Here is a 16,339-nt window from a genome sequence, read left to right as displayed (position 1 = left end):
GTGAAGAAAGTATTTCCAGCCACCCTGCGTTGCTGTACTTTCGCAACAGCAGCATGGTTACTGCGCAGGTTGAAGGGGCACAGGGAAGTGCTCCTTGAAGCCGGTGAAGAAAGTATTTCCAGTCACCCTGCGCTGCAAAACTTTTGCGATACCTGATATTTAACGGGTCAACCAACTTAGTATGGCTTTAAACACTTTGCGGTTAAACGGTGGATAAATAAACCGGCCACTATTAAACCGGCCTTTTTTGTGGATGGCTTTCTGATGTGAAAACCGCATAAAACCCTCTTTACCATGATAGTTACCAAGGCCAGACGGACCAATTCCACCAAAAGGCAAATCATCCTGCGCGACATGGACCAGCGTGTCATTAATACATACTCCACCCACATGAGTCTGCCTGAGTACCTGTTGTACAGTGGCCTTATCATCGCTCATTAAATACAGCGCCAGCGGTCTTGGCCGCTGCTGAATATATTGCAAAGCGTTATCAAAGGTATCGTAGGGAATTAAGGGTAACAAAGGACCAAAAATCTCTTGCTCCATTAAGTTGCTATTGTCATCAGCGCCAATAATTAATTGCAGCGCCAGCCGCCGTTTGCTGTTGCTTACTTCGCTATCTTTACTGTGGTCGTGACTCTGGCCACTGCAGTCAATAACTCTGGCATCACTTTGAATAGCATGCTCAAGCATGGCTGTCAGGCGCTGATATTGCGCCGTATTAATAACTGAGCTGTAGTCAGGGGTAGTAGCAAAGTCAGGATAAAAATCTTTGAATGCCTGGCACAGTTCGGTAATAAGCAACTCCAGTTTTGCTTTAGGCACTAAAACATAGTCGGGGGCCACGCAGGTTTGGCCGGCATTGGCGGTTTTACCAAATAGAATACGTTTTGCAATGTGCTTAATATCGGCGTCTGGCGCAATAAGTACAGGGCTTTTACCGCCGAGCTCCAGCGTGACGGGGGTCAGGTTAGCGGCGGCGGCCTGCATTACTTTTCGACCGACCGCAGTAGAGCCGGTAAACAATAAATGATCGAACGGCAAGCGGGAAAACGTCGCGGCAATCTCGGCATCACCTTCAATAACCACGGCATCATTGCCAAGTGCCTGCTGACATATCTGGCGTAGCACCTTATTCGTTGCCGGAGTATATTCAGACAGCTTTAACATGGTTTTGTTACCGGCAGCTATGGCAGCCATTAATGGCCCCAACGCTAAATAAACCGGATAATTCCATGGCACAATAATGCCAACTACCCCGACAGGCTGCAGCATTACCCGGTTGCTGGCCGGCATAAAGCTGTAGTGAACATGCCGTTTTTCTGGTTTTAACCAGCCTTTTAAGCGCTTCAGGTGATAGTCGATGCCGCTTAGTGCCGGCATAATTTCCAGCAAGCGGGTCTCATCGCTGCTGCGGTAGCCAAAATCGCTGCTGGTAGCAGTGCAAAGTGCAGCGCTGTGTTGCTCAATTGCCTGGCGCAGCGCCTTTAACTGCTGCTGGCGCTGCGAATAGTCTGGATAGGGACACAGATTAAAGGCATGTTTTTGCTTCTGAAATTGCAGCTCAAGTGCCGACATATTTTCCCCTGATAGTGCTTAAGGTAAAGCTTAATACAAAAAAACAGTAATTCGTGGGTTGCTCAACCCTGGATGTACTCTAAACCAGTTTTGCTGGCTGAACCAGTCAGCATTCGTATCTGCGTACGGTAGTTTACACGGGCAAGACTGGGCAAGGACGGGGGAAATCGTTACAATGCGCGCCAGTTATTAAATGGCTTTCGGATACCGCTAACCTGATGATTAATCCATTTCGCTTAGGGCTTATTATTAATCCGCTGGCCGGCCTCGGTGGCAGCGTTGCCTTAAAAGGTAGTGATGGCCTGGCTGCAGAAGCGTTGGCTCGGGGAGCCGTGCCGATGGCGGAGCGGCGCACCGAGGTTGCATTGCAGCAGCTGCTGGCAGTAAAGCACCAGTTTAATGTGATCACGGCGGCTGGTGACATGGGGGCGGACTTATGTCAGCAATTAGGTCTGGATTATCAGGTGTGTTATACGCCTGAGCGGTATCCGACCGAGGCATCAGATACTGAGCAGGCCGCGCTGGCGATAGCGGCACAGGGTGTTGACCTGCTGCTGTTTGCCGGTGGTGATGGCACCGCCCGCAATGTGTGTAATGTGCTGGCGGATAGCACCACGGTCTTAGGCGTTCCTGCGGGCTGTAAAATTCACTCCGGCGTGTATGCTATTTCACCGCAGGCTGCGGGCAAACTGGTGCAACGGCTTATTGGCGGTGAGCTGGTTACCCTCGCTGAAGCACCGGTAATGGACATTGATGAAAGTGCATTTCGGGATGGCGTGGTAAAAGCCCGCCGCTATGGCGAAATGCTTATTCCAGCAGAGCTACGCTATGTGCAGAGCGTTAAGGCCGCCGGTAAAGAGTCGGAAGAGTTGGTGCTGGACGATTTAGCGGCCTATGTTGCCAGCATAATGGAAGACAATATCCGCTATGTGATGGGCTCTGGCAGCACCGTGGCGGCAGTCATGGCCGAGCTAGGTTTGCCAAATACCTTGCTGGGTGTCGATGTTATCGAGAACGGGAAGCTTCTTGCCAGTGATGTTACGGCAACAGAATTGCTGGAACTTGTGGCAGAGCACCCCAGCAAGTTAGTGATTACACTTATCGGTGGCCAGGGCCACGTATTTGGTCGTGGTAATCAGCAGCTGTCACCGGCCGTTATTAGAGCGATTGGTCGGGAGAATATCATTCTGCTGGCCACCAAAACCAAACTGCAACAATTAAATGGCCGGCCATTGCTGAGTGATACTGGTGATCAGAGATTAGATAAAGCCTTACACGGTTTGCTTAATGTGCTAACCGGTTATAACGACTACGTAATTTACCGTTTAGGGTATCAGGACGAGGAGTAGTATGAGTCAAATAGCGAAACCAGAGCAGTATATTGATACCGTGGCCGATTTTTTTGATGGTTTGATCCCACAGGCTACTGACGATCAGCTATTCGCTGCCGGTTATTTACGGGGCCATTTCGATTTAGCCGTGGGTAGCCTGGAAGTGGCAGCAGAGCCCTTCGATAAGCCACAATTATGTATATGGGTAGAGCAAAGTCTCACAAAAGCCATTGCCGGCGGGGAGCTGGCCAGTGACGATCAGGCACATGTTGAACAACTCTGGCAGCAAGTACAGGCCTTATAAGCGCTGTTGGCGAGACATTCGTCGCATACTAGGTTAGTATGTTGGCCGAATTTAATTGCTGCCTGGCAAGCTATTTTGTCGGCAGCCCAGAAAAAGTGGAATTTATGTCTGATAAATATGCAACGCTAGAACAACACGCCAGCTATGGTATTGGTTTACAAATGGGTCAGCAATTAGCCGACAACCCATTCGACGGCTTAGATATTACTGCAGTAGCAGCCGGTTTAGCGGCAGCTTACAACGAGCAGGAACCTGAAGTGAGCGAAGATCAAATCCGCGCAGCATTTGGTGTGATCAGCGAGCGGATGCAGGCAGCCGAGCAGGAAAAAGCCAAGGCCCTGGCTGAAGCCGGTGAAATGTTCCTGAGTGAAAACGCTAAGCGTGCTGAAGTGACCGTTACTGCTTCTGGTTTGCAATATGAAGTACTGGTAGCCGCTGAAGGTGAAAAGCCAACGACTGCTTCAACCGTACGTACGCATTACCACGGTACCCTGATTGACGGCACGGTGTTTGACAGCTCTTATCAGCGTGGCGAGCCGGCTGAGTTTCCGGTTTCAGGTGTTATTGCCGGCTGGACTGAAGCGTTGCAATTAATGGCTGTAGGTTCAAAGTTGCGCTTATATGTACCGCAAGACCTGGCCTACGGTGAGCGTGGCGCAGGTAATGCCATTGCCCCTTACAGCACTCTGGTATTCGATGTCGAGTTGCTGGAAATTCTGTAATCGTTGCTGGTAAAACTGACACCAATAAAAGCCCCGCATGTTGCGGGGTTTTTTGTTTATCAGTGTTTATCAGAATGAAAAACGGCTTAGCGGTAAGGGTTATTGGAAATGCGACCAAACTGTCCGATCAGCACCACCGATGCGGTCAGTAAGAACGCGGCCAGGACCAACATACTCCAGTACGCCATGCTCAGGCCTGCGAACTGCCAGTCTACTGCGCCACAACTGCCGGTCACTTCAAATACACTGGGTAGCCATTTGTCCAGCGCCAACCAGCTGGGAAACTCAGCAAATAACGCGCAACTGCTAAAGCCACCAGCGGCGATAGTTTGCTCAATATTTACTAATGCCAGTGCGTGATAAAAACCAATAGCAGCACTGGTTATCCACAACCCGATGGCGAGCAGGCGCAGGACGCTCTGGCGCGGAGCCAGCATTCCCAGAAGGGCAGCGACCAGAATACCGGCAAAGGCCGCTCTGATATAAATACATTTTATGCAAGGCTGCAGATTAAGGCCATATTGAAAATATAAGCCGCTGGCAAGTAACGCCAGGGTACTTAATAACAACAAAAACCAGGACAAGCGGTGGCGCGATATTTTTTTTATTGTAGCCAGCATAAATTTTCCTAATCGTTTTACAATCAGCTAATTGGCTAATTTAAGGGATTTGTCTGCATTACACAATTGTTGTGTTGGATCACCGTGGCTATTTTTAAGCGCCGACTTGTTAACTGGCAGCGCTCTGGTACAATCAGTCAACTTATATAATGACCCTGACGGATTTTCTGGCATGACCAATCTGATTAAAGCGCAAAGCCCTGCCGGTTTTGCTGAAGAATATATTGTAGATTCGATCTGGAATGGTAAGTTTGCGCCTGGATCAATTTTACCAGCAGAGCGTGAACTGTCTGAATTGATTGGTGTTACCCGAACTACGTTACGTGAAGTACTACAGCGACTGGCACGTGATGGCTGGCTGACCATTCAGCACGGTAAACCGACTAAAGTAAATAATTACTGGGAAACTTCAGGGCTTAATATTCTTGAAACCCTCGCCAGGTTAGATGAAGATCAGATGCCTAAGTTGGTAGATGATTTATTGTCAGCCCGTACCAATATCAGTGCTATTTATATTCGTGGAGCGATTAAAACGCATCAGCAGGAAGTGATCGCGGCGTTTACTGGTGCTGAGCTGCTAGATGACACGCCAGCTGCGTTTGCCGAGTTTGATTATAATTTAAACCACGAACTTGCGTTACACTCTTCGAATCGGATATATGTGCTGATTTTAAATGGTTTCCGTGGACTGTATAACAAAATAGCCCGTTTTTACTTTTCTCACCCGGCGGCCCGGGAGTTGGCTCGTAAGTTTTACGCGCAGTTAAAGCAATATGCTGAAGCTGGAAAGCACGATGAAGTAGTGATGGCTGTCAGAAAATATGGGATTGAAAGCGGTAAAATCTGGCAGGAATTGCGGCCAGACATTCCGAAAGATCTTATTGAGTAGGGTTGGGGCTGCCAGGTGCAGCCCTTTTTTATGCCTGAAAGTGACTAAAACAGCCGCATGCTTTACTTGTTGTTTCTGGCCCGGCCATTTATGATGCTGGGTTATATGATATTTCTTTTAGCTATAAGCGGCAGAGCCGCGTGTAATAGGCCTGAAGATGACAACGAAACAAATAAGTCCACGCCCCCGACCTGCCGAAATTTATTTAGATAATAATGCGACGACGCCCGTTTTGCCGGCAGCAGCACTGGCGGCTATGCAGTGCATGCAACAACAGTTTGGCAACCCCAGCAGCAGCCATACCACCGGCATTAAGGCCAAAGCAACGTTAGAGCAGGCCAGAAATCTGGCCCGCACAGTTACAGGGGCGGGTCACGGTCGTATTGTATTCACTTCAGGCGCCACTGAAGGTATTCAAAGTGCGGTGGTATCAGCGTTATTGGCACTGCGCGCTAAAGGCAGAAAGGGAGCCGAGACCTTGCTGCTGTATGGCGCCACCGAACACAAAGCGGTACCCGAAAGTTTAAAGCACTGGAATGAGGTGTTGCAACTGGACGCTACAGTAACCGCTATTCCGGTCGATCAGAACGGCCAGCTCGATATCGGGTTTATTGCAAAGCACGCTGCTGCTGCCGGTCTTATTTGTACCATGGCAGCAAATAATGAAACAGGGATCAGCCAACAGCTAAACGAGCTGGAGCATTGTATCCGCGCGGCAAACCCTGACGTATTCTGGCTGGTCGACTGTGTTCAGGCACTGGGCAAAATGCAGCTTAATCTGGCAACCACCACTATTGATTATGCGCCATTTAGTGGTCACAAACTCTATGCCCCAAAGGGAGTCGGCTTTTTATATGTAAGAGCCAGTGCGCCTTATCAACCTTTTATTGCCGGCGGTGGTCAGGAGGGGGGGTTACGCTCTGGTACTGAAAATTTACCGGGGATTGCTGCACTTGGTGCTGTACTTTCCGAGTTGCAGCAAACCGATAGCAAGGTGTTTCAGAGTGAGCAAACACTGTGGAATTACCGGGACGATTTACTCAATGCGCTAATAGCAGTTTTTCCAGCGCTGACGCTAAATAGCGAGCGTCCTTATATTGTCCCGACGACCATAAATTTTTCTGTGCCCGGTTTTTACAGTAAGGATATTATGGATTTATTTGATGCGGCGGGCATTCGGATAAGTAGTGGCTCCGCATGCAGTTCAAAAGTACCCAGCAGCTTTGTACTGGATGCCATGGGGTTGGCTGCGTGGCGCAGTCAGGGAGCCATCCGGTTATCTTTTGGGCCAGCGATGACAGCCATTGAATGCGCTGACGCCTGCAAAGCGATCAGAGCATTGAAAGAGGTGGTTAACAAGCATTGTCTTGTGGTGACGGATGCCACGCCAACGCTGGAGATCCACGCCAACGGTCTGCTTCAGTTAAAACATGAAGACAGCTGCAGCTACCTGCTGATTGATGATCAGACTAAGCAAGCTGTGGTCATTGATCCGGTGCCAGCCCTGGTAAACCGTATGATCAATATTGTACAAGGCCGCCAGCTGCAGTTATTGGCTATTCTGGAAACGCATCATCATTCGCAAGATGACTTTCAACACGAGCTGCAACACGAGCTGCAACACGAGCTGCAACTTGAGCGACCACAGCAAAATGCCGCCTTATTGCTGCGTCAGGCATTACATTTTTATCAGGACAACTGCGACGATTCAGGTTGGCCGGAGGGCACTAACGCTATCGTGCTCGCTGACTATTCGCTAACGCGGATGGCGACCCCTGGTCACTGTGCCAGCGCGATCAGTATTATTTTGCAGCATCGCCAACGGGTCGTCGCGGTATTTGTCGGCGATTTAATTTTACCCGGCGGGATAGGTCGTACCGATTTAGCCGGAGGTAATGCCAGCGAATTGCAACAGAGTATTCAGACATTAGCTGCAAAGGTTGAGCCGGATACTTTGCTGTTATCCAGTCATGATTATGCACAGCGATTTGCCACAACCTTGCACCTTGCTAAACAGGAAAGTGAGTTATTCAGCAAAGTGCTGGCCGGCCAGCCTGTTGAGCAATGGCAACAACAGTTAAATGCCCAGACCGCTAAATTGCAGCAAGCCAGTCATTATTATTGCGGATTGGTGGAGGTTACGGTCACCGATGCCAGTCGGGTGTTAGACAAAGCCGAGCTTGCCGACGTATTGAAACAGCAGCCCGAACTGCAGGTAGTTGACGTGCGAGAGCCTCACGAGCAAAGCGCCGGGCCGCTACAGCAGCATTTGCCCGCACTAAATAAGGTGTTAGCGGTGCCGTTATCAAAGTTATGTGATGCACTTATCAGCAGGCAACTGGAACCCTCAAGACCATTGTTACTGGTATGTCGTAGTGGTAATCGTAGTTTGCTGGCCTGTAAGGTATTACGTCGGTTTGGTTTTCATACGGTGTATAATTTAAATGGCGGTATGGCGCTATTGGTTTAGCTTTACTGGTGGTTAGCGCTATTGGTGGTGTAATACTATTGGCAAAGTGTTGATAGAAAACGCAAAAAAAAGCGCCGTTTGCACGGCGCCAAGCTTGCTCCACCAAGCTAAGACTTCCTGTTTAGTAAAAAAACTGCTGTAACGGGTTTAATAAACGCGTCAGGCCTTTGTTAAACTTCAACGGTGCACTGAGTACTGACAAACACAGACAGTCTTCGTCGGCCAGCGTTCTGGGTGTATGAGTATCGTCAGGCGAATTAATCAGTAAATCCCCAACGCCATATTCACCATTCTCGTCGACTATTTTACCCGCCAACACTAAGGTCATCTCTAACCCAAGATGGGTATGATTTGGCACCTCAGTGCCTTTGTCGATATAAAGCAAAGACACATGCTGCTTGTCTGCAGTAGGCAACTTGGCAGTAGCGATACCACCCAGATGCAACCACTTGTTTTGGTTTTCAGCCAACCGGGCCAATGCTCTTGGGATCTGAAATGTCCTACCGTTAACCGTAACGTTTGCCACTTGCGCCGCTATATTGTCGTGAGCCGGAACCTTTGCTGCAAGTACTGGCTGATTGGTAATAAAATCAAGCATCTGATTCCATTCCTGCACGTCATCGCGAGCCGTTACCTGCTGTTCAGTCAACACACAGGCCTGATCGTTAGTGATATCGCGACTTAATTGCTGGCAATGTGGGCACAAATCAATATGTGCTGATACAGCCAGGGCAACGTCAGCAGACAACGAACCTTCAACATATTGTTCCAGTAACATTAATCCCGGATGAAATTTAACTGCGTGTGTCATCTAATGCCCCTCTCAATCTATCCAGTGCCAACCTTATCCGCGATTTCACTGTACCCAAAGGTATTGCCAGTTCATCAGATACTTCCTGATGAGATTTCTCTTCTAAATATACTTTTTGCATAACCATGCGCTGTGCTGGCGGTAATGCATCAAAATGCGGTGACAACTTTTCACTCATTAGCATAGTGTCCCAGTTATCACTGCTATTACCTTCCTGCTCGGGGTAATCGCCATCAAACCACAAGTCATCAGCACTAATATCGTCTTTTCTGCTTTGTTTTTTGCGCAACATATCAAATCGGACGTTACGGGCAATCGTAAAAATCCAGGTTGAAGCACAGCCGCGACTCGCGTCGAACAAACGGGCTTTGCGCCATACATTCAACATGGCGTCCTGCACCATTTCCATGGCTTGTTGTTCATTACCGAACATCTTAATGCCAAATGCTCTTAGTCTCGGGGCGAAATATCTGAACAATTCGGCATAGGCTGCTTTGTCCTGATTAAGCGCCACCAGTGTCAGGGCGTCTTCCCATTGCCCGGTGCGTGTCTCGCTTTCACTATTAATGGTCATCCGCTGGCTTATTCGCTTCTGCTTCGATAAAGCATCATGATGCCCTTTTAGCTCGGTAGTTTCCAACATATTTATGTATCCCGGCTGTCATTTGTTTTTCGAATTTGCAGGTTATACGCCTGCTAATTGCCCTTGGTTTAAAACTTATCTAGCCATTAAATAGAAAGGAATGCCCACTTTAATGCGATTTATATTCTATAAATATGATGTATTATCAGCGCATACCTTTAAAGGAGATAACTATGAAAGAAGTTCTGGTAATAAACAGCTCAATTAGCGGAGACAACGGTAATTCAACAAAGTTGAGCAAGGCTTTTACCGCCAAGCTTGGCAGTGATATTAACCTGACCGAAATTGATTTAAACGCCGCGCCGCTACCTCATCTGATGATGACAGAGTTAGCGGCATGGATGACTCCTGCTTCAGACCGTACAGCAGAGCAACAGCAGCTTGCCAGCCATTCCGATAAGCTGATTAAGCAGGTGCAAACTGCGGACGTTATTGTGTTGGGTGTGCCAATGTATAATTTTGGTATTCCATCTCAGCTTAAATCTTTGTTAGATCGGTTGGCACGGGCAGGGGTTACCTTTAAATACACCGAGAATGGCCCGGTAGGTTTGCTGGCCGACAAACCCGTTATTATTCTGGCAACACGCGGAGGCCTGTATCAGGGCACTCCAGCGGACAGTCAAACACCATTTCTTACCAGCTTCTTCAATTTTATCGGTTTGCGCCAACTTCATTTCGTTTATGCTGAAGGCTTAAATATGGGAGAAGAGGCGGCTGACAAAGCACTGTCTGCAGCAAAGCAGCAACTAGGCAAGCTTAGCGAGAAAGTGGCGGCATAAGTGCAGTATAAGTAAAAAAAATGCGCGGTGTTGCCGCGCATTTTTAATTTCAGTAAAGCCGCGCTAACTGAGTAACTTCCGGCGCAAACCCATTAAGGCTAACACAAACAAAGACAGCGTAGCGGGTTCCGGGATACTTACACCTGGTGGTGGCTCGTTGACGCCTGCTTCACCCGACACATGAAATACCGCTAAAAAGATATTATCATTGTTGGTTGCATTGGTCGTTTCAATGGTGATGCTGGTGTCACCGGTGCTTAGGTAATCAATTAAGCTGTAACGTTCAGTATCTTCTGCATATCCTGGCATTAATGGCGAAAACGGGTCATCAAAACTGCCAACCGTAATCAGATTGCCATCACTTAAGGACGCGTCTGCACTGTCATTGTTATTGCCGGCATTTTGCGTAATTAACGTACCGTTTACCTCGACAGTATTGGTTTGGCCGCAGCAACTAAAGCCAATGCCCAGCATCATATGGGCAAAAAAGCCCGGTGCGGTTGGATCAAGCGGATCAGCAAAATTCAGTGAGGTAGTGTCGCCATCAACCCGGGCAAAACCATCTAGTATGCCGACAGTCGATACTCCCAGGGTTGGGTCACTATATACCAGTACTAAAGCTGAGCCATCCTGAAAGTTAGAGGTTTCAGTGATATCAAAGTTATAGACACCACCGGGACCACCATCAACAAGAGGTTTTATAATCGACGTGACATCGGCTCTGGTCGCGGTCAAACTGCAACAGGCTGGTGCCGGAATCGTTCCAAGGTTAGTATCGTAATTTATTGTTTCGCCAGCCAGAGTTCCTCCAACGCCAGCCAGGCTCGGGTTATTAAAAGTTGAAGAATACAGGTATGCAGCCACCACGGTTGCGCCATTTGGTACCAGCGCACTGATGGTGCCACTTTGACTGGTAGACCCCCAACCGTCAGTGGACACACCGTAATTACCAACAAAAGTTTGAAATGGAATTAGCGCGGCTTGTGCTGCTCCTGCAGCAAGCAAAAGCAGGGTTGATAAGACCAGCGCTAGCTTACGTTTTAAAGTCATGGAAAACTCCTTTATAGATTTGGACAACTGTTTCAACAGACAGGGTTGCCAACAGCGATGCTCCTTGCCTTACTACGTGTTATGTTACGCATAATTAATGCCAGATTAACGCTAAATAAGTATTTGCTGATTATTGATAAGAAAATCAATTCTATGCCTCAAGGGCAGGCTAATGCCGATACTGGGCATAGTATCTGGTGGGGGCCAATTGTAAATTTATCGGACATTAATTTCCCCGGCTGCTCATTCCAGCTCAGATCTTTGCTATTCAGCCGCATCGGGTTGCGTTCCGCCTCAAGGCTTTGTATAACAGGGCGTCGTTAATTAAGTACAAGACCCTAAATATGAAAATATTCCATCAAACGTTGCTTACTACCGTCGCAGTGACGTTGTTGTTTAATTGCAATATCGCGCTAGCCAAAACAGAACCGCAAACCTGGCAGAACACAACAGTTGCTGTCACGCCGGTTTACCAGACTGATCCGACAATTAAACTTACGCTCGAACAGATTATGGCTGACCCGGACTGGTTGGGACGCACCCCAGAGAACGCATTTTGGGGGCCGGATAGTAGCCAGGTTTTTTATCAGCAGAAACGGCCAGGTAGTGAGGTACGTGACTGGTACCAGCGCCCGCTGAATTCCAATGATAATGGTGTCGCAGTGCCGTTGTCCCAGCTACATCAGATGGGAAGTGTCAATGTGCAATACAGTGCAGATCGGCAGTGGCAGAGTTGGGTATTTGAAGGGAATATTTTTGTTCGTAATGCTCAGGGTCAGATAACTCAAATTACCCGCAGCAATATCACGCACAGAGATCCACAGTTTTTACTGGATAACCGGTTGATTTATCGGCAGGGCTGGACTTATTTTAGTACCGACTTAACTACGGGCCTGAGCAGCGAGCTGATAAGCCTTAAAACAGAAGACAAACCGAAAGCACCTGCTGCACCCAGTGGTTATCTGGCACAGGAGCAGCAAAAACTGATTGGGTTTGTGGCAAAAAACCAACGTGACAAAAGTGAACAGCACCAGGCTAATTCCGCGCTTCGTGCTGCAAATCCGTCTTTAGCGCCGGTTGCTGCCTATTTTGGTAAGGATCAGCAAATTGTTGATGCCAGCATATCGCCCAAAGCAGATTATTTACTGGTCGCGGTGCGCAAAGCTAAGCCACGCAATGAAAAGGATATTATGCCCAATTATATTACCGAAACCGGTGATATTGCTGCAGAACCTGTCAGATGGCGGGTGAATGACTTTAAACCTGAACCGCAAAAGTTAATTCTCGTGTCGTTGACCGATGGCAGTCAGCACCCGCTTAGCTACACCAGTTTACCGGGTTACAATGAAGATGTGCTGGCTGAAGTTAAAGCAGAAAACGCCAAAGCAAAGGGTGAGAAATACAAAAGCGACAAGATTATCCGTGACATTGGCCTGATGACCGACTGGTATTGGAGCCAAAGTGCCATGCGTTGGCACAATAGCGGTGAGCAGGTCGCGATCATGCTAAAAGCCTTCGATAATAAAGATCGCTGGATTGCCACTGTTGATTTTGACAAGAAAGCGCTGGTGCCACAACATCGCCTGCACGATAACGCCTGGGTTAACTACGCCTTTAATGACTTTGGCTGGTTTAACAGCAGCAATACCCTGTATTTTCTGTCGGAAGAAAGCGGCTACTCACATCTGTACAGCAAAGCGCTCTCTGGCCGCAAAGCGGAAAAGTTAACCCGTGGCACCTTTGAAGTCAGTAACCCAACATTAACCGCCGATGATAACTACCTGTACTTTAAAGCGAACGTATCGCACCCTGGAGTATATGAGGTGTACCGGTTAAATCTGGCCACAAAAGACACTGAGCAGCTGACGAAGCTGGCTGGTATGACCGATTTTACCTTGTCTGGCGATGAGCAAAAACTGTTACTAACCCATTCAACCAACCTGATGCCGGAAGATTTATATCTGATGGCGGCTTCTCCAAACGCCGAAGTTGTCAGGTTGACGGATACGGTTTCTGCCGAATTTAAGCAATTACCACTGGTTGCACCTCAGATAGTGGCGGTGCCGTCATCGCATACCAAGCAACCGGTGTTCAGTAAAGTGTATTACCCTGCCGATTATCAGCAAGGCGAGCCACGCCGTGCAGTAATTTTTAACCATGGTGCCGGTTATCTGCAAAACAGTGATTTAGGTTGGTCTGGTTATTTTCGCGAGTTTTTATTTCATAACTTACTGGCGCAGCAAGGTTATGTGGTAATGGATATGGATTACCGGGCGTCTAAAGGCTATGGCCGCGACTGGCGTACCGCCATCTACCGGCAAATGGGCACTCCGGAAATTGAAGATTTAGCCGATGGCGTAAACTGGCTGGTAGAAAATGCCAATGTTGATCGCAAGCGTGTTGGTACTTACGGCGGTTCTTACGGCGGCTTTATGACCTTTATGGCATTATTTAAAGAGCCGGAATTATTTCAGGCGGGTGCGGCACTGCGTCCAGTGAGTGACTGGGCTTATTATAACCATCCCTATACTTCGAATATCCTTAATACTCCTGACATAGATCCGATAGCGTATGAACGCAGCTCGCCGATTTATTTTAGTCAGGGTTTGCAGAAACCGTTACTGATCAATGCCCCAATGGTGGATGATAACGTGTTTTTTCAGGATGTGGTGCGCCTGGTGCAGCGTTTAATTGAGCAGGAAAAGCAGGATTTTGAAACAGCGATTTATCCGGTAGAGCCACATGGCTTTCGCCAGCCCAGCAGCTGGCTGGATGAGTACCGGCGCATTTATAAGTTATTTGAGCAGAACTTATAGGTCGTAGATAAACCGGTGATGAGGCAGGAAACCGGATTTTGTCGGCGCAGAGTGTCTGAGCCCTGCCGCAGGCAGCAGGGCGAGTTGCTGCGACGAGCACAATCGGGTATTGCTGCCGAAATCCCAGTGCTTAGAGAAATAAAAAACGTCTCAATAAGAGACGTTTTTTTGTGTCACATACCTGGTTAAAAAACCGCTAGGGCTTTTTCAATAAATCCCGGATTTCTACCAGTAATTTAACGTCTTCCGGTATTTTGGCCACTTCCACCGGCTTGGCTTCTTCTTTTGCCTTCATCGAATTCATTGCTCTTACTCCGACAAATACCGCCAAAGCTATAATGATAAAATCAATAATGCTTTGGATAAACATGCCATATTTAATCAGTACTTCGGCTTGCGTTTCTGTTGCTTGTTGAATCACCATCGCTAAATCGCGAAAGTTAACCCCACCTAGCAGTACGCCAATGGGTGGCATAATAACGTCATTAACAAATGACGAGACAATTTTGCCAAAAGCAGCACCAATAATTATCCCCACCGCCATATCAACCACATTGCCGCGCATAGCAAAGCTTTTAAACTCATTGAGCATACTCATAGTAAATTCCTGTTTTATTGTTATTAATGTGCCTTTCCGTACGGACGTGCCGGGACAGGTAGAATCACTATAGCCAGACAGGTTAAATTTACCAATACTTTTAGGTTAGGATGTCTTCGCTGGGCCAGTTTAACGTGCCATTGGCGCACACAAAGTCTGTGTCAGCTGTAAATTCAAGCGGTTGGCCAGAGTAGGGGTGTTGCAGTTGTAAGCTGGCGGCATGTAACAGCAAACGTGGCGCGGCAGCTAAAACCTTGGCAGGAGCGTAAAACGCATCGCCGAGGATCGGATGCCCCAGTGCTAGCATATGCACCCGTAACTGATGAGAACGGCCGGTTACCGGGCTTAATTGTACCAGCGCAGCATGCGCAAATTGTTGTGTGACTTTATAATGCGTCAACGCCGCTTTACCACTTTGGTAACAGACTTTTTGCCGCGGTGGCTGCAGCTCGTCCACCGTCAGCGCTAAGTCTATACTGCCAGAGGGAGGAGTCAGTTGACCAGCGACCACAGCGAAGTAACGTTTTTTAACTAACCGCTCGGCAAACTGACGTTTAAGTTCGCGCTCGGCTTTACGGCGCAGCGCCATAACCACTACGCCAGAGGTGCTCAGGTCCAGCCGGTGAACCAACTGGGCAAGTTCAAACTGCGCTTTCACCCGACTGAATAAACAATCGGCTAACTCAGGTCCGCGCCCCGGGTTCGTTAATAAGCCGCTTGGCTTATTTAACACGATAAGGTCTTTATCCTGATATAAAATATCAAGCCATGGAGTTTGCGGCGGTTGATAACGGAAATTGTCTGCCATAACTTACTATTACGAAAAACACGGCCTGCAGCATAGCGGATTTTGCGCTGCAGACAAACCGCAGATCAGGCATAATGGTCATTAATCGAATTATTTAATAGCAAAACACAGGCAGTGAGCCCGACCTTATAATGATTGATTTATCCCACTTAGCCGTATTGCCAGCAACTGATCAACCTTTTACGGTGTTATATCAGGATGAGCAACTGCTTGTTGTTAGTAAACCTGCTAAATTGCTAACGGTGCCAGGTCGGCACCCGGCAAACAAAGATTGCTTAATTAACCGGGTGCAATGTGAATGGCCATCAGCGACGGTAGTACACCGGCTGGATTATGACACCTCAGGCATTGTGTTATTGCCGTTAACCAAAAGAGCGTTGTCTGAACTAAGTAAGCAGTTTCAGGCTCGTACCATAACTAAACAGTATCAGGCCATAGTAGCTGGAGTGGTGTCAGCTAAAAGTGGCGAAATTAACCTGCCGATTACCGCCGATCAGGCGAACCGACCTTTGTATAAAATCTGCCGGACTACCGGTAAAGCCTCCTTAACCCAATATCGGGTATTGAACCGCGATAGCGGTGCAGCACAAAGCCGGCTGTTGTTAACTCCGGTTACCGGTCGTTCGCACCAGTTACGATTGCACCTGCTGGCCATAGGCCACCCGATATTAGGTGATACCTTATACGGTACCCCTGAGGCAATTACTGCCGCCGAACGCTTGCTATTGCATGCCTGCCATATTCGTTTTAGTCACCCCCTTAGCGCACAGCAAATTATAGTGGATGCTCCCGCCGATTTTTAATGACTCATTTAGCTTATATCGATAGCTGTGGCGGGCGCAGGATAAATTTTTTGATTTGGTAATCAAATAGGTATTAGCGGGTCTATACTTACAAGGGTTTATGCGCAGTAGAAGTCC

15 protein-coding genes are annotated in these 16,339 nt (G+C 48.1%); 8 read left to right on the top strand and 7 right to left on the bottom strand.

What is annotated here, in order from left to right; translation table 11 throughout:
- Positions 1 to 159 precede the first annotated feature (159 nt).
- Positions 160 to 1,578, bottom strand: a complete 1,419-nt coding sequence (locus tag B2X65_RS03885) for a coniferyl aldehyde dehydrogenase (protein ID WP_290610799.1) — start codon at positions 1,576 to 1,578, stop codon at positions 160 to 162.
- 218 nt (positions 1,579 to 1,796) lie between these two features.
- Here B2X65_RS03885 and B2X65_RS03880 point away from each other — a divergent pair, with 218 nt between their 5' ends.
- From B2X65_RS03880 to B2X65_RS03870, 3 genes are all read left to right on the top strand, one after another.
- On the top strand, positions 1,797 to 2,927 hold the full coding sequence (locus B2X65_RS03880; protein WP_290610798.1) for an ATP-NAD kinase family protein: 1,131 nt from the start codon (positions 1,797 to 1,799) through the stop codon (positions 2,925 to 2,927).
- A gap of 1 nt (position 2,928) precedes the next feature.
- On the top strand, positions 2,929 to 3,213 hold the full coding sequence (locus tag B2X65_RS03875) for a YfcL family protein (RefSeq protein ID WP_290610797.1): 285 nt from the start codon (positions 2,929 to 2,931) through the stop codon (positions 3,211 to 3,213).
- A 104-nt stretch (positions 3,214 to 3,317) separates the two neighbouring features.
- A complete protein-coding gene (locus B2X65_RS03870) occupies positions 3,318 to 3,935 on the top strand; it encodes an FKBP-type peptidyl-prolyl cis-trans isomerase (protein WP_290610796.1) in 618 nt (205 codons plus the stop codon).
- A gap of 86 nt (positions 3,936 to 4,021) precedes the next feature.
- Here the strand turns inward: B2X65_RS03870 and dsbB are convergent, their stop codons facing one another.
- A complete protein-coding gene (gene dsbB, locus B2X65_RS03865) occupies positions 4,022 to 4,555 on the bottom strand; it encodes a disulfide bond formation protein DsbB (RefSeq protein ID WP_290610795.1) in 534 nt (177 codons plus the stop codon).
- Between the two features lie 172 nt (positions 4,556 to 4,727).
- Between dsbB and fadR the strand changes: the two genes are divergently transcribed.
- Positions 4,728 to 5,444, top strand: a complete 717-nt coding sequence (gene fadR / locus B2X65_RS03860) for a fatty acid metabolism transcriptional regulator FadR (RefSeq protein WP_290610794.1) — start codon at positions 4,728 to 4,730, stop codon at positions 5,442 to 5,444.
- Positions 5,445 to 5,601: 157 nt separating this feature from the next.
- Positions 5,602 to 7,914, top strand: coding sequence for an aminotransferase class V-fold PLP-dependent enzyme (locus B2X65_RS03855; protein WP_290610792.1), 2,313 nt, complete (start codon positions 5,602 to 5,604; stop codon positions 7,912 to 7,914).
- A 121-nt stretch (positions 7,915 to 8,035) separates the two neighbouring features.
- On the opposite strand, the gene B2X65_RS03850 is transcribed toward B2X65_RS03855, so the two are convergent.
- The gene (locus tag B2X65_RS03850; RefSeq protein ID WP_290610790.1) at positions 8,036 to 8,725 is read right to left on the bottom strand and encodes a ChrR family anti-sigma-E factor; all 690 of its coding nucleotides are present in this window, start codon (positions 8,723 to 8,725) and stop codon (positions 8,036 to 8,038) included.
- On the bottom strand, positions 8,709 to 9,368 hold the full coding sequence (locus B2X65_RS03845) for a sigma-70 family RNA polymerase sigma factor (protein ID WP_290610789.1): 660 nt from the start codon (positions 9,366 to 9,368) through the stop codon (positions 8,709 to 8,711). Before B2X65_RS03845 ends, B2X65_RS03850 begins: the two co-directional genes overlap by 17 nt.
- Positions 9,369 to 9,541: 173 nt before the next feature.
- Between B2X65_RS03845 and B2X65_RS03840 the strand changes: the two genes are divergently transcribed.
- Positions 9,542 to 10,147 (top strand): FMN-dependent NADH-azoreductase, encoded by a 606-nt coding sequence (locus B2X65_RS03840; RefSeq protein WP_290610788.1) that lies wholly within the window; start codon positions 9,542 to 9,544, stop codon positions 10,145 to 10,147.
- Positions 10,148 to 10,210: 63 nt separating this feature from the next.
- Here B2X65_RS03840 and B2X65_RS03835 read toward each other — a convergent pair whose 3' ends face one another.
- Positions 10,211 to 11,197: a PEP-CTERM sorting domain-containing protein gene (locus B2X65_RS03835; RefSeq protein ID WP_290610786.1), complete on the bottom strand. Its 987-nt coding sequence runs from the start codon at positions 11,195 to 11,197 to the stop codon at positions 10,211 to 10,213.
- Positions 11,198 to 11,541: 344 nt separating this feature from the next.
- On the opposite strand from B2X65_RS03835, the gene B2X65_RS03830 reads away from it, so the two are divergent.
- Complete coding sequence (locus tag B2X65_RS03830; RefSeq protein ID WP_290610784.1) at positions 11,542 to 14,013, top strand: S9 family peptidase; 2,472 nt, start codon at positions 11,542 to 11,544, stop codon at positions 14,011 to 14,013.
- Positions 14,014 to 14,209: 196 nt separating this feature from the next.
- Here the strand turns inward: B2X65_RS03830 and mscL are convergent, their stop codons facing one another.
- Both mscL and B2X65_RS03820 read right to left on the bottom strand, forming a co-directional pair.
- Positions 14,210 to 14,611: a large-conductance mechanosensitive channel protein MscL gene (mscL, locus tag B2X65_RS03825; protein ID WP_290610783.1), complete on the bottom strand. Its 402-nt coding sequence runs from the start codon at positions 14,609 to 14,611 to the stop codon at positions 14,210 to 14,212.
- Positions 14,612 to 14,711: 100 nt separating this feature from the next.
- Positions 14,712 to 15,419 (bottom strand): RluA family pseudouridine synthase, encoded by a 708-nt coding sequence (locus B2X65_RS03820; protein ID WP_290610782.1) that lies wholly within the window; start codon positions 15,417 to 15,419, stop codon positions 14,712 to 14,714.
- Between the two features lie 131 nt (positions 15,420 to 15,550).
- Between B2X65_RS03820 and B2X65_RS03815 the strand changes: the two genes are divergently transcribed.
- Positions 15,551 to 16,222, top strand: a complete 672-nt coding sequence (locus tag B2X65_RS03815; protein ID WP_290610781.1) for a pseudouridine synthase — start codon at positions 15,551 to 15,553, stop codon at positions 16,220 to 16,222.
- Positions 16,223 to 16,339: the final 117 nt, after the last annotated feature.

The sequence above is a fragment of the Arsukibacterium sp. UBA3155 genome (assembly GCA_002364615.1).
GTDB lineage: Bacteria > Pseudomonadota > Gammaproteobacteria > Enterobacterales > Alteromonadaceae > Alishewanella.
This window is presented reverse-complemented; position numbering and strand designations above follow the sequence as displayed.